The 23,845-nt window shown below is 59.0% G+C and carries 21 protein-coding genes and 1 tRNA gene; 14 read left to right on the top strand and 8 right to left on the bottom strand.

The window, feature by feature from the left end; all coding sequences use genetic code 11:
• The first annotated feature begins 104 nt into the window (after positions 1–104).
• The 4 genes from H8B14_RS11310 (at position 105) to groL (ending at position 4,308) form a co-directional block, all read left to right on the top strand.
• Positions 105–1,544: a hypothetical protein gene (locus H8B14_RS11310; protein ID WP_187315739.1), complete on the top strand. Its 1,440-nt coding sequence runs from the start codon at positions 105–107 to the stop codon at positions 1,542–1,544.
• The gene (secG, locus tag H8B14_RS11305; protein ID WP_187315738.1) at positions 1,545–1,946 is read left to right on the top strand and encodes a preprotein translocase subunit SecG; all 402 of its coding nucleotides are present in this window, start codon (positions 1,545–1,547) and stop codon (positions 1,944–1,946) included.
• Between the two features lie 385 nt (positions 1,947–2,331).
• Positions 2,332–2,622, top strand: a complete 291-nt coding sequence (groES, locus tag H8B14_RS11300) for a co-chaperone GroES (protein ID WP_185889738.1) — start codon at positions 2,332–2,334, stop codon at positions 2,620–2,622.
• 45 nt (positions 2,623–2,667) lie between these two features.
• The gene (gene groL, locus H8B14_RS11295; RefSeq protein ID WP_187315737.1) at positions 2,668–4,308 is read left to right on the top strand and encodes a chaperonin GroEL; all 1,641 of its coding nucleotides are present in this window, start codon (positions 2,668–2,670) and stop codon (positions 4,306–4,308) included.
• A 466-nt stretch (positions 4,309–4,774) separates the two neighbouring features.
• On the opposite strand, the gene H8B14_RS11290 is transcribed toward groL, so the two are convergent.
• Positions 4,775–6,511, bottom strand: coding sequence for a peptide MFS transporter (locus tag H8B14_RS11290; protein WP_187315736.1), 1,737 nt, complete (start codon positions 6,509–6,511; stop codon positions 4,775–4,777).
• Between the two features lie 251 nt (positions 6,512–6,762).
• On the opposite strand from H8B14_RS11290, the gene pckA reads away from it, so the two are divergent.
• Together pckA and H8B14_RS11280 are read left to right on the top strand one after the other, a co-directional pair.
• Entirely contained in the window at positions 6,763–8,376 is a 1,614-nt protein-coding gene (gene pckA / locus H8B14_RS11285; protein WP_187315735.1) for a phosphoenolpyruvate carboxykinase (ATP), read from the top strand.
• A 204-nt stretch (positions 8,377–8,580) separates the two neighbouring features.
• The gene (locus tag H8B14_RS11280) at positions 8,581–9,366 is read left to right on the top strand and encodes a S1/P1 nuclease (RefSeq protein ID WP_187315734.1); all 786 of its coding nucleotides are present in this window, start codon (positions 8,581–8,583) and stop codon (positions 9,364–9,366) included.
• Positions 9,367–9,440: 74 nt separating this feature from the next.
• Here H8B14_RS11280 and H8B14_RS11275 read toward each other — a convergent pair whose 3' ends face one another.
• Entirely contained in the window at positions 9,441–10,463 is a 1,023-nt protein-coding gene (locus H8B14_RS11275) for an SDR family oxidoreductase (protein ID WP_187315733.1), read from the bottom strand.
• A 137-nt stretch (positions 10,464–10,600) separates the two neighbouring features.
• Here H8B14_RS11275 and H8B14_RS11270 point away from each other — a divergent pair, with 137 nt between their 5' ends.
• Entirely contained in the window at positions 10,601–11,317 is a 717-nt protein-coding gene (locus tag H8B14_RS11270; protein ID WP_187315732.1) for a 16S rRNA (uracil(1498)-N(3))-methyltransferase, read from the top strand.
• An 8-nt stretch (positions 11,318–11,325) separates the two neighbouring features.
• Here H8B14_RS11270 and H8B14_RS11265 read toward each other — a convergent pair whose 3' ends face one another.
• A complete protein-coding gene (locus tag H8B14_RS11265) occupies positions 11,326–11,508 on the bottom strand; it encodes a hypothetical protein (RefSeq protein ID WP_187315731.1) in 183 nt (60 codons plus the stop codon).
• Positions 11,509–11,941: 433 nt separating this feature from the next.
• Here H8B14_RS11265 and H8B14_RS11260 point away from each other — a divergent pair, with 433 nt between their 5' ends.
• The 5 genes from H8B14_RS11260 (at position 11,942) to H8B14_RS11240 (ending at position 17,367) form a co-directional block, all read left to right on the top strand.
• Positions 11,942–12,613 (top strand): DUF4159 domain-containing protein, encoded by a 672-nt coding sequence (locus H8B14_RS11260; protein WP_187315730.1) that lies wholly within the window; start codon positions 11,942–11,944, stop codon positions 12,611–12,613.
• 180 nt (positions 12,614–12,793) lie between these two features.
• Complete coding sequence (locus H8B14_RS11255) at positions 12,794–13,372, top strand: biliverdin-producing heme oxygenase (protein WP_187315729.1); 579 nt, start codon at positions 12,794–12,796, stop codon at positions 13,370–13,372.
• Positions 13,354–15,669 carry an ATP-binding protein gene (locus tag H8B14_RS11250; RefSeq protein ID WP_187315728.1) on the top strand — a complete coding sequence of 772 codons (2,316 nt, stop codon included), beginning with the start codon at positions 13,354–13,356 and terminating at the stop codon, positions 15,667–15,669. The genes H8B14_RS11255 and H8B14_RS11250 overlap by 19 nt, the downstream gene beginning before the upstream one ends.
• Positions 15,670–16,116, top strand: a complete 447-nt coding sequence (locus H8B14_RS11245) for a response regulator (protein WP_187315727.1) — start codon at positions 15,670–15,672, stop codon at positions 16,114–16,116.
• A gap of 6 nt (positions 16,117–16,122) precedes the next feature.
• Positions 16,123–17,367, top strand: a complete 1,245-nt coding sequence (locus H8B14_RS11240; protein WP_187315726.1) for a sensor histidine kinase — start codon at positions 16,123–16,125, stop codon at positions 17,365–17,367.
• Between the two features lie 56 nt (positions 17,368–17,423).
• Here the strand turns inward: H8B14_RS11240 and H8B14_RS11235 are convergent, their stop codons facing one another.
• The 5 genes from H8B14_RS11235 to H8B14_RS11215 form a co-directional block, all read right to left on the bottom strand.
• Positions 17,424–17,951: a hypothetical protein gene (locus tag H8B14_RS11235; protein ID WP_187315725.1), complete on the bottom strand. Its 528-nt coding sequence runs from the start codon at positions 17,949–17,951 to the stop codon at positions 17,424–17,426.
• 114 nt (positions 17,952–18,065) lie between these two features.
• Entirely contained in the window at positions 18,066–18,638 is a 573-nt protein-coding gene (locus tag H8B14_RS11230; protein ID WP_187315724.1) for a 1-acyl-sn-glycerol-3-phosphate acyltransferase, read from the bottom strand.
• Between the two features lie 104 nt (positions 18,639–18,742).
• Positions 18,743–19,591, bottom strand: coding sequence for a patatin-like phospholipase family protein (locus tag H8B14_RS11225; protein WP_261989969.1), 849 nt, complete (start codon positions 19,589–19,591; stop codon positions 18,743–18,745).
• Between the two features lie 33 nt (positions 19,592–19,624).
• Positions 19,625–20,473 (bottom strand): MBL fold metallo-hydrolase, encoded by an 849-nt coding sequence (locus tag H8B14_RS11220; protein WP_187315723.1) that lies wholly within the window; start codon positions 20,471–20,473, stop codon positions 19,625–19,627.
• A 155-nt stretch (positions 20,474–20,628) separates the two neighbouring features.
• Positions 20,629–21,576 (bottom strand): acetyl-CoA carboxylase carboxyltransferase subunit alpha, encoded by a 948-nt coding sequence (locus H8B14_RS11215; RefSeq protein ID WP_187315722.1) that lies wholly within the window; start codon positions 21,574–21,576, stop codon positions 20,629–20,631.
• A gap of 243 nt (positions 21,577–21,819) precedes the next feature.
• Here H8B14_RS11215 and H8B14_RS11210 point away from each other — a divergent pair.
• Both H8B14_RS11210 and H8B14_RS11205 read left to right on the top strand, forming a co-directional pair.
• Positions 21,820–21,893, top strand: a tRNA-Asp gene (locus H8B14_RS11210).
• A 273-nt stretch (positions 21,894–22,166) separates the two neighbouring features.
• A complete protein-coding gene (locus H8B14_RS11205) occupies positions 22,167–23,798 on the top strand; it encodes a DUF6377 domain-containing protein (RefSeq protein WP_187315721.1) in 1,632 nt (543 codons plus the stop codon).
• Positions 23,799–23,845 lie beyond the last annotated feature (47 nt).

The following is a 23,845-nucleotide window of genomic DNA, read 5'->3' as shown; positions in this document are numbered from 1 at the left end:
GTAATTGCCGTATTGTTGCGCCCCCGACTTCGTTTTTTTAATGGCCGGCTGGTTTCCGGCAAAACCCAGCGCCACTTATCTGGCCCTCTAACACGCAAAAAGAAATGACCCGCGCGTCGCTGTTACATATTCTGGACCACGTAGGCGGCATTTCGGAAGCGGAAACCCGGGAGCTGGAGCAATTGGCGGCGGCTTTTCCGTATTGCCAGTCGGCGCACATTCTGCTGGCCAAAGCCGCCCACGACCGGGGCAGCATGCTGGCCAGCCAGCGCCTGCGCCGGGCTGCCACCTACGCCGCCGACCGCCAATTGCTGCGCCAGTTACTGGAGCAGCCGGTGCAGGAGCGCCTTGCTGCTCCCGCGCCGCAACATCTGGTAGGCGCGCCCTCCGCGCCGCAACCCGCCCCTACGCCGGGCAACACAGCGGCCTTCCTGCAAACGCTGGAGCCCGAAGACGTGCTGCCGCTGGAAAACACGCCGGAAGAGGTTTCCGCTGATGGCAGCAGCGCTACCCTGGTAACAGAAGAAGCCCCGGTTGCCACCACAACGGTAGCTCCGGCAGAAACGGAAACGCTGCCGGTTTCTGAGCCGCCTACCGAAAAAGTAGCGGAAGTCCTGCCAGACACCGCCGAGCCAGCGGCAACCACCGCCGACCCAACCTCTCAGCCGGCTGTAGAAGCTGCCGCCCCAGTAGAAACGGCAGCCGAAACCGTAACTTCTTTAATTGAGGGCACGAATGCCGCCGCCGCTACCTCGGAACCTGAAGCTGTTGCCGATTCCTTAGCCGCTACAGCAGCGCCGGCAGTTGCAAGCGCGCAGCCTACTGCGGTGGCAAGCGCCCCAGCCGCCACCGCTGTTGCCGACGCTTCAAACGAGCCTGTATTGGCCGCCGAGGAACTGCTGCCGCCCGTAGCGCCGCCCATCCGCCCTCCGGCGGAGGCAGGTATTTCCCGCTTTGAGTTTGGACTGGCAGAGGCCGAAACGCTGCCGGCGCCTTCATCCTACCAACTCACCGGAGACACTGCTGATGAGGAGGAAGATGATGTGCTGGCCCGCCTGCTGCCACCGGTGCCCAAGCCGGTTGTGCCGGCCTTCCATTCTGATGCCGCCCTGGCATATGCGCTGCTGGGCGGCGGCAGCCGCCTCGGCTATGCGCTGCAGATGCAGGATGGCGAATTGACCACCGGCCTGCCTACCGACGAGTTCTTCGAGCCCGATGCTCTGCTGCAGGCCCACGCTGCGGCGCACCAGCCCAAACGCCGGCCGGCCCGCTCTTCCCTCACCCTCATCGACCAGTTCCTGAAGAATCAGCCGCGGCTGAAGTCGGCGGCAAAACGGCCCGCCCCAACCGAAGAGCAGGCCGATTTATCGGTGCGCAGCACCAGCGTGGTGCCGCAGCTGGCATCCGAGAGCCTGGCCAAAATCATGGTCAAACAGGGCAAAATCGATAAAGCAATTGAAATATATGAACGGCTAATGGTGCGCCAGCCGGAAAAAAGCGCGTACTTTACCGACCAAATTCAACAACTGCAAACTCCGGAGTAGATGTACACTGCGCTTATTATTGTAATCATTCTTGTGTGTTTCCTGCTTGCCCTGGTGGTGCTGGCCCAGAACCCTAAAGGTGGTGGCCTCTCCAGCCAGTTCGGCTCGGGCGGCGCGGCCAACCTCATGGGCGTGAAGCGCACCGGCGACTTGCTGGAGAAGCTCACCTGGGGTTTTGCCATTGCCCTGATGGTGCTCACGCTGGGTACCCACGTGCTCAACGGCACCACGGATGCCGGCCCCGGCCGCAGCATCAACCAGCAGAAAGCCCTCGAAACCCGCCTGCCGGCCGCACCGGCTCCGGCAATTCCTGGCGCAGCCGCTCCCGGTGGCGCTGCTGCCCCGGCTACCGCGCCCGCTCAGGCTCCGGCCCAGGCCCCCGCACCAGCTCCGGCTCAGTAATCAGCTCTGGCTTTCTACAGCATGCAACGGCGGCTTCCTTCACGGGAAGCCGCCGTTTTTTGTGGCTGCTGGTACGGGGCGGCACCTCATTCGAAGGGCCGCAAGCAGCAAAATAGCGCAGACAGCTTGAGTAATGTGGCCGCTACCGCCCGAATACTGCACTTTCGTCAGCCGCGCATTCTGCTACCTTCGCCCCGCAAACTGCCCACACTGCCAGTTAGCGGGCCCACAGCTTCTGTCAGGTTTTGGCAGGCTGGCGTAGCAACCTGACCGATTAGAGGCCTTTTTGGCGTTCATTCTGTCAGGTTTGGCGGGCTGGCACGGGAAGTGTGGAACGCTCGGCACCACCTTGTTTCAAGTAAACCTTTCAACCAAAACGTACAATATGTCGCTTAGCATCAAACCGCTGGCTGACCGCGTGATTGTCGCGCCGGCCGCTGCCGAGGAAAAAACCAAATCGGGCATCATTATTCCCGACACGGCCAAGGAGAAACCCCAGCGTGGCGAAGTAGTAGCCGTGGGCGAAGGCAAGGTTGCCGACAATGGTACAACCATCAAGCCCCAAGTAAAGGCAGGTGACCAGGTGCTTTACGGCAAATATGCCGGCACCGAAATTACGGTAGATGGCGAGGACTACCTCATCATGAAGGAGTCGGACATCTTTGCCGTACTCTAAGCCGCTTCTTTCTCTCTTTCTGAATTACCCATACCCGAATAACTGATGGCTAAGAACATCCAATTCGATACCGACGGCCGCGACAAGCTGAAACGCGGTGTAGACAAACTGGCTAACGCCGTGAAAGTAACCCTCGGCCCGAAAGGCCGCAATGTGGTTATCGACAAGAAATTCGGCGCTCCGAGCATCACCAAGGACGGTGTAACGGTAGCCAAGGAAATTGAGCTGAGCGACCCAGTAGAAAACATGGGTGCCCAGTTGGTGAAGGAAGTAGCCAGCAAAACGGCTGACCAGGCCGGTGACGGCACTACCACTGCCACCGTATTAGCCCAGGCTATCTACGCTGCCGGCTCGAAGAACGTAGCCGCTGGTGCCAACCCTATGGACCTCAAGCGTGGCATCGACAAGGCAGTAATTGCCGTGGTTGCCAACCTGAAGGCCCAGTCCAAGAAGATTGAAAACTCGTCGGAAATTGCCCAGGTAGGCGCTATTTCGGCCAACAACGACATGGAAATCGGCAAAATGATTGCCGACGCCATGGACAAAGTGGGCAAGGAAGGCGTGATTACTGTAGAAGAAGCGCGTGGCACTGAAACCGAAGTGAAAACGGTGGAAGGCATGCAGTTCGACCGCGGCTACCTCTCCCCCTACTTCGTGACCAACCCGGAGAAAATGGAGGCTGAGTTCGACAACCCCTACATCCTCATCTACGACAAGAAGGTGAGCACCATGAAGGAGTTGCTACCCGTGCTGGAGCAGGTGGTGCAAAGCGGTAAGCCGCTGGTTATCATCTCCGAAGACGTAGATGGCGAAGCTCTGGCGACGCTGGTAGTAAATAAGCTGCGTGGCTCGCTGAAGATTGCCGCCGTGAAGGCTCCTGGCTTCGGCGACCGTCGCAAAGCCATGCTGGAAGACATTGCTGTCCTGACGGGCGGTACGGTTATTTCGGAAGAGCGCGGCTACAAGCTCGACAGCGCGACGCTGGAGTACCTCGGTACGGCCGAGAAAGTTATCATTGACAAAGACAACACAACCATCGTCAATGGTAAGGGTGAGAAGGAAACCATCACCGCCCGTATCAACGAAATCAAAGCCCAGATCGGCACTACCACGTCGGACTACGACAAGGAGAAGCTGCAGGAGCGCCTGGCCAAGCTGTCGGGTGGTGTGGCCATCCTCTACATCGGTGCCAGCACTGAGGTGGAGATGAAAGAGAAGAAAGACCGGGTTGACGATGCCCTGCACGCTACTCGCGCCGCCGTTGAGGAAGGCGTAGTACCCGGCGGTGGTGTAGCGCTGGTGCGCGCTCTGGATTCGCTGGAAGCAGTTGATACCCTTAACGGCGACGAGCGCACCGGTGTAAACATCATTCGCACGGCGCTGGAAGCTCCCCTGCGGACCATCGTGCAGAACGCCGGTGGCGAAGGCTCGGTGGTGGTGCAGAAGGTGCGCGAAGGCAAAGCCGACTACGGCTACAATGCCCGCGAGGACCGCTACGAAAACCTGATGGCGGCTGGTATCCTCGACCCAACTAAAGTAACGCGCCTGGCGCTGGAGAATGCCGCTTCGATTGCCGGCCTGCTCCTAACCACCGAGTGCGTGATTTCGGATGAGCCCGAGGCTGAGAAAGACCACGGCCATGGCGGTGGTGCCCCCGGCATGGGCGGCATGGGCGGCATGATGTAAGCATCAGCCGCTAAGCCAACCGCTTAGATAAGAAAAGCCCCGCTTAACTTTGGTTCGGCGGGGCTTTTTCGTGGGCGGTGTGCGAAGTTACTTCTTGCTAATCAGTTGGTTGCTGAAGCCGACAAGCGCCCATAAAGCGCCAAGTGTAGCCCAACTTAGCCACTTTATTCGCTCGTAGTCGGCACATAGGTTACGGCCCGATACTACGGATAGGCAAGAATCATTTCCAACCTCGTATTTCAGGCTCACCTGCGTGTCAAGCATGCTCAGGCCGCAGCACAGCAACAGCACGCTGGCGCCTACCACCAACCAGGTATGCACACGGTCTGACATCAGAATTTTTTGAAGTAGGAAATTCCTGAAGGCGCTAAAACTTGACAGAGTAAGCTAAATTAATGCAAGCTACAAACACAAAAAAGCCCTGCCAGGAAAGTCTGACAGGGCTTTTTGATTGAAAGCAATAAAACTACGCCGCTTGTACTGGCTCAGCCATCATCGTATTGAGACGCTTATACAGCACAAACAGAATGAGTGAGGCCACGGCTGATAGCCCCACAAAGATCATGAAGAAGTCGTAAAGGCTGGTGATTTGGAAGCCCAGGAATGAAGGCCAGTTCGAAGCCAGCTCCAGTTCCGCCAGTTTGGCCGTTACGTCGGCGGTGGCCTGCGAGGTGCCGTTCAGAATGTTAGGCAGGTTGATGCCTTCCTTAGACGCTTTGGCAAACTCGCCGGGGCCGGGAGGATACAGGCCAGACAGCACGCCCGCCAGCTTGTTGCCGGCGGCTGTAGCCAGAAACCATACCGCCATCAGCAGGGAGGCAAACCGGGCCGGAGCCAGCTTATTTACCAACGCCAGACCAATCGGCGACAGACACAGCTCGGCAAAGGTGTGGACCAGATACATAGTAATCAGCCAGAACATGCTCACTTTGGTGCTGGCATCCACTCCCTTCACGCCGAAGGCAATGATGAGGTAGCCTACGGCCATCAGCATCAGGCTGATAGACATTTTCAAAGGCGAGGAAGGCTCGGTCCCGCGCTTACCCATCCAGGTCCAGAGCACCGCGAAAATCGGGGCGAAGATGATGATGAACAAGGCATTGGCGGACTGGAAGTAGGAAGCCGGCACCACCGAAGAGCCCAGCGTACGGTCAGTCTGCTCGTCGGCGAAGAAGGTCAGCGAAGCGCCAGCCTGCTCAAACGTGCCCCAGAAGAAGATTACGAAGAAGCTCAGGATGAAAATAACGTAGATTTTCTGCTTCTCGCGGGCCGTGAGCGTGGGGTCGGTCAGGATGGTAACCGGGGCTACAATCATAGCTGAAAACACCAGCGCACCAATCCAGTCACGGTCCATCAGCCAGGCAATGGCCGCGTACACCACCGCAAACAGACCAATGAGCATGGGCAGCTTGCTGGCAAAGCTCTTGGCGGGCTGGGCAATGGTTTCGGAACGAACCGGGCCGTCGGTTTGCACGGGCACTACCGGGGAGTGCTCCACGGTGCGCTCAGGCTTGGCGCCCAGCGGCGCGCCTTCTGACGTTACGACGTACTTGTTTTTCAGCATCTCAAACGTGAGGCTGCCAATCAGCATGCCGATACCGGCGGCCAGAAAGCCCCACTTGAAGTCGGCCGGATTGCCGGTGTCGCCGAGTGTGCCGCACACCAGCGGCGAGAAAAACGCGCCGAGGTTGATGCCCATATAGAAGATGGTGTAGGCCGCGTCAATGCGCGAATCTCCTTTTGGGTACAACGACCCCACCATCGAGGAAATATTGGGCTTGAAAAAACCGTTACCGAAAATCAGGCAGCCGAGGCCAATAAAGAACAGCAGCAACTGGGCGGAAGGCACTTCTGTCTGACCAGCCCCATACATCGAAGCCGAGAAAAACAAAGAAAATTGTCCGGCGGCCATCAGCAAGCCACCCACCAGGATAGAACGGCGGTTGCCCCAGTACCGGTCGGCCATGTAGCCGCCCAGCAATGGCGTCAGGTACACCAGCGAAGTATAGTTGCCGTAAATCAGAGACGACATCTCCTTGTTCATAAGGAGCGCCTTGAGCATATACAAAGACAGCAGGGCGCGCATACCGTAGTAGCTGAACCGCTCCCACATTTCAGTGGCAAAGAGCACATAAAGGCCCTTCGGATGGCCGGTGGAAGCGGCCATGTGGGGCTGCTCCTGCACGGCGGAGGTCGTTTGCATGAAGTAGAAATGAAGTGATAAAAAGGAAGGAAAGCCGCCGGCTGCAACCGCACGGAGGTTGGTAAAGCTACAAAAGATTCCTAACCACCCGAACAGCCAACCTTATTTGCCCGTAGGGCTTGCAACTACCTTCTCTCACCAGCGAATTTTCGCAAAGTTTTTTTCCGGCAACGTTGCCGGACCGCCGTTTTGCCTATTTTTGTCCTACCGTTCCCCCATTTTCCCACCCAACCCAGTTTCCGGCTTCTGTTATGTTAGATTCCGCCGCTACCCTCCGCCTGGCTCCGCTTGGCATCACGCAGGCTGCGCAGGTGCACCTGAACCTCTCGCCTGAGCAGCTTACCCAAGAAGCCCTGCGCCGCCACGAAGGGGTGCTCACCGACACCGGCGCCCTGATGGCTGACACCGGTACCTTCACCGGCCGCTCCCCCAAAGACCGTTTTGTGGTAAAAGACGCCGGCACCGCCGACAGCGTGTGGTGGGGTGACATCAACATTCCGTTTGCCGAAGACAAGTTCGAGCAGCTCCACCAGAAGATGGTGCAGTACCTGGCCGACAAGGAAATCTACGTGCGTGACGCCTACGCCGGCGCCAACCCCGACTACCAGCTGAAGCTGCGCGTGGTGAATGAGCTGGCCTGGCACAACCTATTCTGCTACAACATGTTCCTGCGCCCCGCCGAAGGCGCTGACACTAGCTGGACGCCTGACTTCAGCATCATCTGCGCCCCCGGCTTCGAGGCCGACCCGGCCGTAGATGGCACGCGCCAAAAGAACTTCGCCATCCTGAATTTCTCTAAAAAGATGATTCTGATTGGCGGTACGGGATATGCCGGCGAGATGAAGAAAGGCATCTTTGGGGTGCTTAACTACCTGTTGCCTCACGAGCGCGCCACGCTGCCGATGCACTGCTCGGCCAACGTGGGCAAAGACGGCGACACGGCCATCTTCTTTGGCCTTTCCGGTACCGGCAAAACCACGCTGTCGGCAGACCCCAACCGTGGCCTGATTGGCGACGATGAGCACGGCTGGACGCCAGATGCCGGCATCTTCAACTTTGAGGGCGGGTGCTACGCCAAGGTTATTGACCTGAGCGCTGAGAAAGAGCCCGAAATCTGGAACGCCATCAAGACTGGCTCCATTGTGGAGAACACGCGCTTCGTGCCCGGTACTACCACCGTAGACTACGCCAACAAGAGCGTAACCGAAAACACGCGCACGGCCTACCCGATTCACTTCATTCCGAATGCCATTGAGCCTTCGGTGGCCGAGGCACCTAAAAACATCTTCTTCCTGACGGCCGACGCCTTCGGCGTATTGCCTCCCATCAGCAAGCTCGACAAGAGCCACGCCATGTACCACTTCATGAGTGGCTACACGGCAAAGGTGGCGGGCACCGAAATGGGCATCACCGAGCCACAGACCACGTTTTCGGCTTGCTTCGGCGCGGTGTTCCTGCCCCTGCACCCCACCAAGTATGCCGAGATGCTGGGCCAGAAGATGGACGAAAATGAGGTGAATGTGTGGCTGGTAAATACCGGCTGGAGCGGCGGCAGCTACGGCGTCGGTTCGCGCATGAAGCTGAGCTACACCCGCGCCATGATTACGGCCGCCCTCAACGGCGAGCTGAACGACGTGGAATTCAGCAAACACCCGATTTTTGGGGTGGAAGTGCCAGCTTCGGTGCCAGGCGTGCCCACCGAAATCCTGGACCCACGCGCCACCTGGTCCGACCCGGAAGCTTACGACAAAACGGCCGCTGACCTGGCGCAGAAGTTCGTAACCAACTTCCGGAAGTACGCTGATTTCGCTAACGACGAAATCCTGGCCGGCGCCCCCAAAGCAGCAGTAGCAGCCAGCGTATAACGGTTGGTTTGCTTACAAAAGAGCCCCGCTGGCGTTGCCGGCGGGGCTCTTTTATTTTAGGAATAGCAGCTACCGCCGAAGAAGTTGAAACGAACCATGACAAGCCGCTAACCTGCGCCAACTTTGTTGGTAAGATTGCCGCAAATCCTTGGAATGGCAGTAATTTGCCCTTGTTTTCCGACCTTCTCACCTTCCTTTCTGATTATGCGCAAGCGTTTGCTGCCGCTGTTTTTGTTGCTTTTGTCGCCACTGAGCTTGTGGGCCTGGGGCGTTGACGGGCACCGGGCCGTGGGCCAGATTGCCGAAAACCACCTCAGCCGCAAGGCCCGCCGCGAAGTACAGCGCCTACTGGGCACTGAAACCTTAGCATTGGTCAGCACCTGGCCCGACGAAATCCGCTACTACCCGGAGTTCAAGGAAACTGCCCCCTGGCACTACGTCAACTCGCCCTCGGGCCTGAACGAAACCCAGTATCTGCAGGATTTGAAAGGCCAGACCAGCCCCAACGCCTACAATATGCTACAGGCCAAGCTCAAGGAACTAACCGACCCCGCCAAATCGCAGGCCGAAAAAGTGGCGGCCCTTAAGTTCGTGGTGCATATTGTGGGTGATGCGCACCAGCCGTTGCACGCCGGCCACGCCGACGACAAAGGCGGCAACGACATCAAGGTGAAATACCGCGGCAAAGACACCAACATGCACAGCCTCTGGGACAGTGGCCTGATTGACTATCAGGGCCTCACCTACTCGGAAATGGCTACCAAGTACGACGGTCCCATCCGGCGCCAGCAGGTGCGCGAGTGGCAGGCATCATCGCCGGAAAGCTGGTTCTGGGAGTCGTACCAGGCCAGTGAGCAGGTGTACCGCAGCGCCCCGGCCAACGGCGACATCGACTACAACTACTACCCGGCGCACTCCGAAATGATGAAGCAGCGCATCCAGCAGGCCGGCGTGCGGCTGGCGGGCTTGTTGAACGAGGTGCTGGGCTAATCTAGCTGAACTAAACGCCAAACGGCCCCACTGACACAGATCAGTGGGGCCGTTTGCATTACTAGGTAGTCAACTTATTTCTTCTGGCTGGACTTACCATTCAGCCATGCTGCTGCGGCCACGCCGGCACCAACCAGCAAAGCGGCTTTCAGGCCGGTGTTGCTGCGCGTGACGGCTTCGGTGTAGTAGCTGGTTTCGCGGGTGCTGCCGGGGTAGTTGCCGCGCTCCTCCAGCCCACCCATGGGCCGGTCGAGGCCGTTTTGCTGTACCGGACGCGGGGCGTAATCAGCCTTTTCCTGCTTCACAAATACCTTTTCCATAAACTGGTCGAGCAGCGCGGGCGTCCAGCGGTTCATGCCGATGAAGGCGCGGCCGCCGCCACCCACCACTACGTCGCGCTCGGGGTGGGCGGCCGCATGCAGAATGGCGCGGGCTACGGTTTCGGGGGCGTAGGCCGGCGGCGCGTGCTGGGCTTCGCGCTCCATATAGTTTTTGGCGTGAATCGGGTACGGCGTGTCGATGGCCGAGGGCTGAATCAGAGTCACTGAAATCGGGGCTTCGTCCATTTCCAGCTCCATGCGCAGCCCATCCGTGAAGCCTTTCACGGCGTGCTTGCTGGCAGAATAGATGGTCTGCAGAATAGCCGTGACTTCCGACAGGATGCTGCCTACGTTGATGATGGCGCCGCCTTTGCCTTTGAGGTGCTTAGCGGCTTCCAGCGAGCCGTTTACCAGGCCCCAGAAGTTTACGTCGAACAAGCGGCGCATATCTTCCACGGGCACCTGCTCCAGCTTGCCGTAAATGCTCACCCCGGCGTTGTTGATCCAGGTGTCGTAGCCGCCGTAGCGGGTGGCGGCTTCCTGGGCCAGGCGCTGCACGTCCTCGGGCTTGCTGACGTCGGCCACCACGTAGTCGGCCTGGCCGCTGGCCTGCCGGATCTCGCTGGTGAGCTGGCGCAGAGCGTCTTCGCTTCGAGCTGCCAAAATCAGGCGAGCACCGGCTTTGGCCGCCATGCGGGCCGTTACGAGGCCAATACCGGACGAAGCACCGGTGATGACGATGGTTTGCTGAGAAAGTTTTTTGAGTTTAACTGACATAATAGTTGTGCAGAAATAAGAGAGAAGTGGTCAGGCGCCTCGCTGCTGGCGGGCATACTTGGGCATACGGGTGGGTTGCACGGGCGTTGTGTTGCGCCCGGCCCTTGGCGCGTGCTTTTCCGGTTTACCTTTGCCCCATGCCGCATACTTTCTTCGCCCCCGACCTTTCCGGCCACTCCTACACGCTGCCCGAAGACGAAAGCAAGCACGCCGTGCGGGTGCTGCGCCTCGCCCCTGGTGATGAGGTAGTGCTGGTAGATGGCCGCGGCGGGGTGTTTCAGGCCGAAGTAGCGGACGCCAACCCCAAGCGCTGCCAGCTGCGCATCACGCACGAAGCGCAAGTGCCGCGCCGCTCCTACTTCGTGCACGTAGCTGTGGCACCCACCAAAAACCTTGACCGGATGGAGTGGCTGGTGGAAAAGGCTGTAGAAATCGGCGTTGACCGCCTCTCCTTTCTGCGCTGTGCCCGCTCGGAGCGGCGCGAGCTGAAGCTGGAGCGCCTCCACAAAATAGCCGTCAGCGCCCTCAAGCAGTCCAGTCAGGCGTGGCTGCCGCAGCTGGGTGAGCTTATGGATTTCGCTGACTTCCTGCCAACTATAGATGGCGCCACCGCCTTCATCGGGCACCTCGAAGAAGGCGACCGGACGCCGCTGGCGCGCGTGGCGGCAGCTGGCAGCAGCTGCTGCGTGCTCATCGGCCCCGAAGGCGACTTTACGCCCCAGGAAATTGCGGCGGCCTTCGCCCACGGCGTCCGGCCCGTGACGCTCGGAGCTTCCCGGCTCCGCACCGAAACGGCGGCACTGGCTGCTGTGCACACTGTGCACGTAGCGCGGGAGCTGGCAGCAGAAGCGTAGCCCAGCGACTATTCCGCCAGCGCCGAACCGTCAGCCTGGGTATCGTCGGCAGCCAGCCGGGCAGCTTCCTCGACATGCTTTCTCTTACGCCAGGGTGCGTCCTGCTCCCAGTCGCCAGCCATGATGCAGCCGTAGGGCAGGATTTCGTCGATGGTGGTGGCCAGGTCGAACTCCGTAAGCTGCCGCTTCACCTCGTGGGTGTCTTTGTAGGCGCTGGGCAGCTCGGAAATGTCGATTCGGTTAAAGAAAAACCGGGCGTCGATACCCTGGTTTTACTCGTCGAACAACTCCTCTTTGATTTGGCCGATTTTGCTGTATTTGTGGCGGGTACAACTCAGGTTACGGCCGGCACCGTGCGACGCTCAGCCCCTGCGTGTTGATGCGCTCCAACACTTCTTTAAACTACTTTAGTAAACCACTTTCCGGGCTTCAGCCCCAGCTACAGCAAATCTTTTCCGGTTATCATCGGTGCTTATACTCTGTATAATTGGTCGGCAAGAAATGAATTAAGTGAGGAATTGGCCCACCCTCACCGTGCAGCGGGCCTGAGCAGGTGCCTTCCACTGAACTTATCCGGGCTATCCGTTACTTTGTTTACCGGTGGGTTACTCCTGCCCCTGCGCTATGCTAAAATCTTTTTGCCTGTCCTTCTTCCTGGTGCTGCTGACGGTGGCCGCCGTGCCGCGGGTGGTAGCGCCCAGCTTCCGCATCGCCAAGCTGCACTACGGCGGCGGCGGCGACTGGTACGCCAACAAAACCAGCCTGCCCAACCTGATCCGCTTCTGCAACCAGACGCTCAGCACCAACATAGCCCCCGACGAGGCCACCGTGGAGCTGGACTCGCCAGAGCTGCTCAGCTACCCATTCGTGCACATGACCGGCCACGGCAATGTGCTGTTCTCGGAAACCGAGGCCAAAAACCTGCGCCGCTACCTGATGGGCGGCGGCTTTCTGCACATCGACGACAACTACGGCCTCGACAAGTTCATCCGGCCCGAAATGAAGAAGGTGTTTCCCGAGTTGGAATTTGTGGAGTTGCCCTTCTCCCACCCCATCTACCACCAGAAATTTCAGTTTCCCAGAGGTTTGCCCAAAGTACACGAGCACGACGGCCGGCGCCCGCAGGGCTTCGGCCTGCTCTACAAAGGCCGGCTGGTATGCTTTTACAGCTACGAGTGCGACCTGGGCAACGGCTGGGAGGACCTGGGCACCTATCCCGAAGATACCCCTGCTACCCACGAAGCGGCGCTGAAAATGGGTGCCAACCTGATAACTTATGCCCTCACCCAGGATTAAGTACTGCTCTGTCTCTGGCATACTAGCTGCCTGGGCCAGACCTGCCAGCCAAGGGCCAAGTTAGTCACTGCCTATAAACTTTTGGCGGGTGGGCAAGGCTTGCCCACCCTCTTTTTTCCGGTAAAGGATGAGCTTCGTGCGCCTTTGCCGTAGCTTTAGTGTTTTAATTTCGTTTTCTGTATGCCTTCTGCTTTGCCAGCGCCAGGGATTCTGTCCCGGCTGCGCACCGAAACCCGCCCTTACCACGACGCTGTTGAGCGGAATCCGTTCAACCAGGCGCTGGCTGCCGGCACCGTCACGGCTGCCGAAACGGCGCAGTTTCTGGCGGGCCTGTATGGCGTTCTGGCCTTGCATGAGGCGCACTTGCAGCAGCACGCCGACGAATTTGCCGCGGCCTGGGAACTTCCCCAGCGGCGCCGTGCCCACCTGATTCTGGCCGACTTGCCCGCGCTGGGCTACACTGGTACGCCGCCGCTGTGCCCGGCCATGCCGCCGCTGACTACCAAGCCGGCCCTGTTGGGCGCGCTTTATGTGCTGGAAGGCTCCACACTGGGCGGGCAAATAATCGCGCGCCAGCTCAGCAACGCCGGCATTCCTGACTCGCAGTACTTCCAGGGCTATGGCGCCCTAACCGGTCTGCGCTGGAAAACCTTCTGCCAGTTGCTTGCGGAATCCACCACCGAGGAAAACGAGCAGGAAATAATTGATTCAAGCATCCTTGTATTCACCACCCTTGCCGCATGGCTCAATCGTCCGTGAGCTACTCCGATGAAAACCTGCTGGCCCCGGACGTCACGCTCACCAACTGCGACCGGGAGCCCATTCATATTCCAGGCCTGATCCAGCCCTATGGCTTTCTGCTGTGCCTAGACGAACACACTCACTGCATTGTGCAGGTCAGTGCCAACACAGCGCCCTTGCTGGGCCTGCAGGAGGCGGATCTGCTGGGGGCCGGGCTGGCTGTGCTGCTGGACACCGCCGCCTTGGCGGAGGTGGAGGCGTTGTTGCCTGCCCTCACAGAAACGGCCCGGCTGCTGGGCGTACGCCTCCATCGGGTGGCCGGCCACCCTTTCTACAAGCTAATTCTGCACCGCCACGATGGCCTGCTGTGGGTGGAAGGCGAGCCGGTAGCGGAAGCAGGTGGCAACGCCTTTGACCTACCAGCCCTCAACCTGACCATGAGCCAGCTACTGGCCGCCGACAGCGTGCTGGAATGCTGCCAGATGGCCGCCGACCAAGTCCGGGCCCTCACGGGTTTCGACCGAGTGGCCATTTACCGGTTTGCGCCCGACGACAGCGGCGAGGTGATTGCCGAAGCACTGCACTCCGGTCTGCCGGCGTGGCTGGGGCTGCGCTACCCGGCCTCTGATATTCCGCAGCAGGCCCGCGCCATGTACCTTAAAAACTGGCTGCGCTTCATTCCGGATGCGCACTACCAGCCGGTGCCGCTGGTGCCCGCCGTGCGCCCCGGCGCCACCCGCCCGCCCGACATGACCTATTCCGTGTTGCGCAGCGTGTCGCCCATTCATTTGCAGTACCTGCACAACCTGGGCTCGGCTGCCACCATGACCATCTCCCTGATCCGGGAAGGTGTGCTGTGGGGCATGATCACCTGCCACCACCAAACTCCGCGGCTGGTAAGCTACGAGCTACGCGAATTGTGCCAGTTCATCGGCAAAACCCTGTCGCTGCTGCTTCGCTCCAAAGAACAGCAGGATGAGCGGGACTACCGCCGGCACGTGCGCGAGCAGCAAACCCGCCTGATTGACTTGGTACATACCGACAGCACGTTCACGGAGGAGCTTTCCCGCCACAGCCCTGCGCTGCTGAAAGTGTTCCGCTGCGGGGGGGCAGCCATCTGCTACGGTGGGGAAATCCAGCAATTGGGCCAGACGCCCACGCTAACCCAGATAGCCGACCTGGTGGCGTGGCTTAACGAGCACGACACCCAGCCAATCTTCCACACCAGCTCCTACGCCCAGCACAACCCGGCCGGGCTGGCTATACGCGAAACCGCCAGCGGTCTGCTGGTTATCAGCCTCTCGCAGGCTCCAGACGAATACATCATCTGGTTTCGCCCCGAGCAGGTGCAAACCGTAACCTGGGCCGGGCGCCTCGAAAAGCCCGAAACCCTGCTCGACGGACAACTATTCCTGTCGCCGCGCCAGTCGTTTGAGGCCTGGAAGCAACTCGTGGAAGCCACGGCCACGCCCTGGCTGCCGTTTGAACTGGAAGCCGCCGCCGCCATCCGGCAGCACATTTCTGATGTTCGCCTGAAACGCTTCCAGGCGTTGCAGCAGCACGCCGCCGACTTAGCCCGCCTCAATACCGAGTTGGAACGCAGCAACGAAGAGTTGGATTCGTTTGCTTACGTAGCCTCGCACGACCTCAAAGAGCCTTTGCGGGGCATCCATAATTACTCGGTATTTCTGCTTGAAGATTACGCCGACTTGCTGGATGCAGAAGGCATCAGCCGACTTCAGACGCTGGTACGCCTCAGCCAGCGCATGGAAGGCCTCATCGAATCATTGCTGCAGCTTTCGCGCGTGGGCCGCCTCGATCTGACGCTGGAAGATATATCCCTACCCGAAGTACTGGCGTCGGTGATAGACTTGCTGTACCCACGCATCGCCGAAACCAATACCGTAGTACACCTGCTCGACGACCTGCCCATAGTTCGGGCCGACCGGGTGCGGCTGGGCGAGCTATTCAATAATCTAATAACTAATGCCATGCGCTATAATCTTGCGGAGCAGAAGTTTGTGGAGATTGGGCTGGCTCCTGACACCGCACGTGGCCCGCAAGGAACCGGTAATCCAGCCGACTATCATGTATTTTACGTACGCGACAACGGCATCGGTATTGCACCCAAACACCACGAAAACATCTTTCGGATTTTCAAGCGGCTGCACGCGCAGGATAAGTTTGAAGGAGGCACCGGGGCCGGCCTGGCTATTGCCAAAAAAATGGTGGAAAAGCACGAAGGTGAGCTGTGGGTAGAATCCGAGCTGGGCCAGGGTGCCACCTTCTATTTCTCTATTTTCAAGCACCTGTAAATGCTCGTTTCACCATTCGCTCCCGTTTTGATTGTGGACGATAACGCGGAGGACTTCACGGCCCTCAGCCGTGCGTTTCGCAAAAATGCGGTGCGCCACCCCGTACTGCGGTGCGAAGACGGTGACCAGGCCTTGGAATACCTGCAAGGGTATGGCCGCCATCCAGCCTGGCCAAACATGCTGCCCATCATCATCCTGCTCGATTTGAACATGCCCGGTACCGACGGGCAGGCTGTACTCGACGTCATCAAACACGACGAGACGCTGCGCATCATTCCAGTGATTGTCTTCACCACGTCTGCCAACAGCCGCGACGTAGCTGAATGCTACCGGCTGGGTGCCAACAGCTACCTGACCAAGCCCATTGAGTACCACATGCTGGAAGAAAAAATAGGGCTTATTGCCCGCTACTGGCTGGATTCGTCTGAACTATACCCTATAAGCTAGCGTGCCGTGAAGCGAATTATGCTTATCGATGACAACCCCGAAGACCGGATGCTGTACCGGCGCTATCTGGGCCGGCAAGTGGGGCACGAGCGGCTGGAAATTGTCGAAGCTGCGTCGGGCGAAGAAGGCCTGGCACTATTTCAGCACTTTCGTCCTGACTGCATCCTGCTGGACTATAACCTGCCCGACACCGATGGCCTAGAGATGCTGGACCAGCTCGGCCAGTTGGTGCCCCGCGAAACGCTGTGCGTGGTGATGATTACGGGTGGCGGCAATGAAAGCATTGCCGTGCGCGCTCTTAACAACGGCGCCCTCGATTACCTGGTAAAGCAGCATTTCGACCGGGAACTGCTTTATAAAACAGTGCTGCATGCCATCGAAAAAAACGAATGGCGCCAATACCAGAACCGCTACCACGCCGAAATCCAGACCATGAACCGCCAGCTGCGCGACTCGCTGGCTGAACTGACCAATACACGGCAGGCCCTTGACAGCAAGAACGCGGAACTGACGGCAGCCAACGACCAGGTAACGGCCCGCAACCAGCAGCTGGCCCGCAGCAACCAGGATCTGGATAACTTTGTGTACGCCGCCAGCCACGACCTCAAACAGCCCGTAAATAACCTGCAGGGGCTGTTTGAGGAGCTGAGTCGTACTACCACAGTGCGGGATGCTGACACGGCCACCATTCTGCGCCTGTTCAAAGAGTCGCTCCAGAGCCTGGCTACCACCATCAACGATCTGGCAGCGGTGGTGCAGGAGCAGCGGCCGGCTAGTCTTCCCCTGAGCGAATCGGTGGAGTTAGCCGAACTAACGGCCGACGTAGAGCAGGAACTGCGCCCGCAGATCATAGCTACCGGCGCAGTTATCGACACCGATTTCTCCAAACTGTCAACGCTGCAGTATGTGCGCATCAATCTGCGCACTATTTTGCTTAACCTACTGAGCAACGCGCTGAAATACAGCCACCCCTGCCGTCGGCCGCACGTGCAGATCCGGACTTACCAACTGGCGGGCCAACCCGTGCTGGAAGTGCAGGACAATGGACTGGGCCTCAATCTGGAGCGGCACGGCGCCGAGCTGTTTCAGCTATTTCGCCGCTTTCACCCCCAAGCCAGCGACGGTACTGGCGTCGGGCTTTTCCTCGTTAACCGCCTAGTGGAAGGCCCGGGCGGCCATATTGAGGTGGAAAGTAAGGAACACCACGGCACTACGTTCCGACTATTTCTGCAGGGCAGCACACGGCCCTAGGCAGGCAGAATTCTCTATAAATTGACACCCACCCGCAAGCAGCGCAAGAGTTGAATTTAAAAGCGGCGTTGTAGGATCTCACTTAGCACGAAAGCGGCCCGCAAGTCGGCCGGGTTGCGCAGCAAGTCTGTGACAGTAGCCCGGGCCGGCTCCTGAGTTTGGGCCTGCTGGCGGGCCCAATAATCGGCGGGCTCGTGTGGGCGGCGGCTGGCGCGGGGCTGGCTGGCGGCTCGCCTGGCCTCGTGCAGCGGCACCTCCAAAGAGCGGGCGTCTGGTGCAGTTTCCAGTGAAGTGGCGGCCACGGTTGGCCGTTCCAGGCTTCGGGCTGGCGTCGCCGTCTCATGCGGTAGCGGCCGGCCAGCCGGAGTCATCTGCCCGCTGGCAGGCGCAGCCGGGCGGTTGCCGGCCTGCATTTGTTTCAGCAACTCCTCAAACGAAGCGGCTGGCAGCGGTGGGGCTTGGCGTGTCCGGGGCGGGCGCTGCTGCTGCTCGCGCGCCGTGGTGGCCTGGGCCTTCTGCACCATCCGCCAGATAAATACCCCCAGCCCCAGCACAATCCACAGCAGCGAATATATCTTTTCCATAGCAGGTAGCTGTGTCTGAGTAGCATATGAGGTGATCAGCCAGCAAAGTACGCTTTCAACAGCCAGATGCAAGGGCCGGTAGCTGCCCGGCCTTACTCCAGGCAGGACGCATACTTATCGTACGCCTTTCTCGGGAAAGCGCCCCTGCTTGGTGCGGTAAAAGGCCTTAATTTCTTCCAGGTCTTTCTCGTAGTCGCCGGTAGGCCAGAAGGCGGGACCAACACCAGCCTCTTTATTTTTATAGTCGAGGTAGCCCAGCAGAATCGGAACGCCGGCACCCATAGCCGCGTGGTAAAAGCCTTTACGCCATTTTGGCTGATAAGCCCGTGTGCCCTCCGGTGTGATGAGAATCACTAGTTCGTCGCGCTCCTTGAATAGTTGCACCATGCCATCTACCAAGCTATTGTTGCGGCTACGGTCTACGGCCAAGCCCCCCAGGCTGCGCACCAAGCCCCCCAGCAATGGCGTGGTGGTCCACTCTTTTTTGATAGTGAGGCGCACATCTACGTCCATCAGGAAAAAGGCGGCCCGCGCAAAGATGAAGTCCCAATTGCTGGTGTGTGGCGCGGCAATCATCATGCTCTTCTTGATGTTGGCGGGCACCTGTGGGCCCAGCCGCCAACCGGCTACCGCAAAAATAGCTTTGGAAATGTAGTACCAGAACGTAGAGGTTTTGCGAGCGGCCATGCAGAATGAAGTGGAAAGACAACAACAGCCACCTGGTGTGGGAGCTGCCGGAAGCCAAAACTAGGAAAATGTAAGGTAAGCCGGACTATCCGGACCTGTTGCCACTACTGCACAGCCAGCAGCGCCCGTAGCGCTGGGGCCTGCGCCAGCGTGTAGCGGTAGCCGATATCGAACAGCTCCTGCCCACGCCGGTAATCCAGTGGGCGGTAGGCGCGCAGCTCCGGCGGCTCCAGCAGCAGCTGGCACTGCTGCTTGCTGAGCGTGCTGTTGGCCCCGATAATCAGGTTGAGGGTGCGCTCCACCAGATTACGGAAGCCCGTAATCTGGTGGCCGGTATTGGTCGGGATGCAGTTGACGGCTACCACTGGCCAGCCCCGGCCCAGCAGCGCATCAACCGGCAGATTATTGAGCAGGCCCCCATCCACCAACTGCCGGCCCTGATACTCGATGGGCCGGTATAGCACCGGCACCGCCGACGAAGCCAGCAGCGGCGGAATCAGGGGGCCCTGCGAAAAACGCACCGATTCCCCGGCTGTCAGGTCAGTAGCCACTAGTGTCAGAGGCACTTGCAGGCTTTCGAAGGTGCGGCCTGCTCCAAGGTGCCGGGTAAACAGCACTTCCACTGCCCCCATCTGCAGCAAGCCATAGCGGCTGAACGCCATTCGGGTGAGCCGCGTAAAGCTGGTGCCCACAAAGAGCTGCAGGATAGCACGGGGCGCAAACCCGGCCGCGTAGAATGCCCCCGCAATAGCGCCTGATGACACACCGGACAGCGCTGCCACCGGCAGTTCCAGCTCATCGAGAGCAGCTAATACGCCCAAGTGGGCCAAGCCCCGGGCCCCGCCCCCTGATAGAGCCAAGGCCAGGCCGGGGGGCGTTGCTGAATGGTGACTGATGCTTATTGGCTTCTCGGTCAGCGTCACGGTGCCTGTGGTGCTAGGGTTAACTCTCAACGAAAAACCGACAACGAAAGGCGAAAAACGACCTTACAGCTCCGCCAGCTTGAACGTTTCACTTAGGCGTACGCCTTTTTCGGTGTGCTGCACGGTGCAGCACTCGTGGGTGGCATCATGCTCTAAAATCAGCACCCAGTTTTCGTCGGCGGCGCGGCGCAACACCTGTTCTTTCTCGGTTAGGGTTTGCAGGGGGCGCACGTCGTAGCCCATGACATAGGGTAGCGGAATATGGGCAGCGCTGGGCAGCAGATCGGCCATGAAGGCGAGCTTGCGACCTTTATAGTTTAGCAGCGGCACCATCATTTTCTCGGTGTGGCCATCAGCAAAGATGATTTCCTGCAGGGCGCCCAACTCGGCTGGAATGCCGGTGGCCGGGTCAAGAAAGCGCAAGTGGCCGCTTTCCTGGATAGGCAGGATGTTCTCTTTCAGGAAACTGGCTTTCTCGCGTGGGTTTGGCGTCACGGCCCAGTCCCAGTGGCTTTGGTTGCTCCAGTAAGTGGCATTTGGGAAAGCCAGTTCCAGCTGGCCGCCAGCGGTGCGCACCACCGAGCCACCACAGTGGTCGAAGTGCAAGTGCGTCAGCAGTACATCTGTAATATCAGCTGACGTGTATCCCAGCTGTCGCAACGATTTCTCCAGCGTATCGTCGCCGTGCAGGTAGAAATGCCCCCGGAACTTCTCGTCCTGCTTGTCGCCGATGCCGTTGTCAATCAGTAGTAGTTGGCCGTTGTTTTCCACCAGCAGGCAGCGCATAGCCCAGGTACACATGTTGTTGGCGTCGGCGGGCACCAGCTTCTGCCACATGCTTTTGGGCACCACACCAAACATGGCGCCGCCATCAAGCTTGAATAGGCCGGTATCGAGGGTATGAACGGTCATGGGAATTTCGGTTGGGAGGAATTCAGTAGTCGAATAAATAAAAAAAGCACGTCATGCAGAGCGGAGCGAAGCATCTCGCCAGGGTAGTATCTAATTCTACCACACTGGCGAGATGCTTCGTTCCGCTCTGCATGACGTGCTTGAGTGTCCTTCTTTTATTCCAGCACCACGCCCATTGCGGCAAACTTGTCGATGCGCTGGCTGATGCGCTCCTCGTGAGGCAGGGCTTCCAGCTCATCGAGGGTTTTGAGGATGGTTTTCTTTAGGGTTTTGATCATGGCGGCGGTGTCGGTGTGGGCGCCGCCCAGGGGCTCCTTCACGATGCCGTCCACGAGCTTATTGCCCAGCATATCGGTGGCCGTGAGCTTAAGGGCTTCGGCGGCCTGCTCCTTATAGTCCCAGCTGCGCCACAGAATACTGCTGCACGACTCCGGCGAAATAACTGAGTACCACGTGTTTTCCAGCATCAGCACCCGGTCGCCGATGGCAATACCCAAAGCGCCGCCCGAGGCGCCCTCGCCGATAATGATGCAGATAACCGGCACCTTCAGCAGAAACATTTCTTTGAGGTTGCGGGCAATGGCTTCGCCCTGGCCCCGCTCCTCGGCTTCGAGGCCCGGAAACGCGCCCGGCGTGTCAATCAGCGTCACGATGGGCTTCCCGAACTTCTCGGCCAGCTTCATCAGGCGCAACGCCTTGCGGTAGCCCTCGGGGTTGGGCATCCCGAAGTTGCGAAACTGCCGCTGCTTGGTGTTTCGACCCTTCTGCTGCCCAATAAACATCACCGAGCGGCCCTCTATTTCAGCAAACCCGCCCACCATGGCCTTATCGTCGGCCACGGTCCGGTCGCCGTGCAGTTCCACAAACTTCTCGGTCATGCCTTCAATATAATCGAGGGTATAGGGCCGGTCGGGATGGCGCGAGAGCTGCACGCGCTGCCAGCGGGTGAGGTTCTGGTAAGTTTCCTTTTTAAGGGTCTTGATTTTGGCTTCGAGGGCTGCTACGGCTTCCGAAACGTCCACTTGGCTATCAAGCGCCAGTTGTTGCATTTCGCGGAGTTTGCCTTCGAGAGCGGCAATAGGTTGTTCAAAATCGAGGAGCATTGCCACGGCAGAATGCGTCAGGGTTGCAGAGTGAGAGAAGAAAGCAAAGGTAAGTGAAGCCATGCACTCCGCGCACTGCCAGCTACCGCCGATTTTTGCAATTTTTTTCTTCCTGATAAACAGCCTCCAACGCCCTCTGAATGGAGTTTCTTGCTTTTTTTAGCCTAGGCTATTGTGCAGTCCAATTCATCCTTCTACTTTTGCACCACTTCAACGCCACTAGGGCTGCAAAGTAGAACACCTGGTTCGGTAGTTCAGTTGGTTAGAATGCCGCCCTGTCACGGCGGAGGTCGCGGGTTCGAGTCCCGTCCGGACCGCAGAGGCCCTTCAGAGAAATCTGAAGGGCCTTTTGCTTTTTCCGGCTACCTGCGCGAGCAACCAAAACGTCATCCCGAGCCTGCGAGGAATCTCGCGTGCTGATATTGTTAACCACAACCGCCGTAGCCCAGGGCTTAAACCCTGCGCTAGTGAAGCACTGTCAGCCTGCGAGATGCTTCACTCTGCTCTGCATGACGTTCCAGGGTTTATTATAACTGCTTTATTCGGCGGGGCGGTAGCCTTGCTGGGGTACGGCGGTGCATATTTGCCGGGTGAAAGGTCTGCTGGTTGTCTGCGCTTTTGTTTTTGGGAGTCTGGCGGGCCGGGCGCAGGCGGCCCCTGCCCCGGCCGACAGCCTGCTGCGCACGCTGCACGCCACGCTGGCCCGCCAGCCCCACTACGACCAGCAGCGCTGGAACCGCATTGCGGTGCTCACGGCCGCCTACGCCTCCAATAAACAATATGACGAGGCCAAGTTCGACCTGGGCCTGCGCATTTACGAGGAATACAAAGCTTTCCAGTACGACTCAGCGTTTGTGTATAGCCGGAAGATCAGCCAGATAGCCCGCCAACTGAACAGCCCCGAGAAAACGGAGGTAGCTAAGCTCAAACTGGCGTTCATTCTGCTGTCCTCGGGCATGTTTAAGGAGACGTTTGAGGAGTTGAACAGCATTCGGCCTGGCTACCTGAACCAGGCAGGTAAGCTGGATTTCTACTTTCTGCAGGCCCGCGCCTACAGCGACCTGGGCGACTTCAACCAGGACCAGGTGTACCGCCCCGCCTACCACGCCAAGGCCCTGGCCTACGCCGATACGGCCCTGCAGTTTGGCCGGCCCGGCTCCTACGAGCAACTGGCGGTGCAGCAGTTTCAGGCCATGAAGAAAGGCCAGCTGGCGCGGGGCGTGGCCCTGTACCAGCAGATTCGGCAACTACCCCAGCTGACCACGCACCATCTGGCCGTGAGTGCCAGCACTACGGCCTACATCTACTCCCAACTCAAGCAGGAGAACAGGGCGTTTGAGTTGCTCTTGGTATCGGCCATTGCGGATGTGCAGTCGGCTACCAAGGAAACGGTGGCCATTTTCCAGCTCTCCGACTACTGCTACCGGCGCGGCGACCTGGAAAACGCCTATGCGTTTATCAAGGAGGCCCGGGAGCAGGCGGCGTTTTACAAGGCCCGGCAGCGGCAGATTGAAATCAGCCACATTTCCTCGGTTATAGAGGGGCAGAAAATCAGCATCATCGAGCGCCAGCGCAAGTCGTTGAAGGTGTACGCCGTGGCCGTTACGTTGCTGGCGTTATTTGTGGTGGGCTTCGTCGTCATCATCTTCAAACAGCTGCGCAAGCTGCAGAAGGCCGGGCAGCTAATTTCGGCCACCAACCAAGCGCTGCAGGCTCGCAACCACGACCTGGGCCGCCTGAATACCGGCCTGCACGAGGCCAACCACATCAAGCAGGAATATATCGGTTACTACTTCCACAACAACTCCCAGCTGATCGACCGGCTGGAATCCCTGAAAAAAGCGCTTGATACCCAGCTAGGCAACAAGCAGTACGGGGCCGCGCAGAAGCTGGTAGATGGCCTCAACATCCGCCAGCAGCGGCAGGAGCTGTTCAAGGGTTTCGACACGGTGTTTCTGCGGCTGTTCCCGAATTTCATTACCCAGTTCAACGCCCTCTTCCGGCCCGAAGACCAGTTCACCTTGCCCGACGACCAACTGCTGAGCACGGAGCTGCGCATCTTCGCCCTGATCCGTCTGGGCATTCAGGACAGTGAGCAAATCAGCCGGATGCTGGGGTACTCCATCAACACGATTTACACCTACAAGACCCGGGTGAAGAACCGCTCTTTGGTGCCGAACGAGGAGTTTGAAGCCCGGATTATGGCTATTGAGGCCGTCTGAGTTGGCGGGTTACCCGGAACAAAAGAACCGTCCTGCTGAGCTTGCCG

This window comes from Hymenobacter puniceus (assembly GCF_014333525.1).
In the GTDB taxonomy this organism is placed as follows: domain Bacteria; phylum Bacteroidota; class Bacteroidia; order Cytophagales; family Hymenobacteraceae; genus Hymenobacter.
The sequence above is the reverse complement of the archived record's forward strand: the minus strand, read 5'-3'. Positions and strand labels throughout refer to the sequence as shown.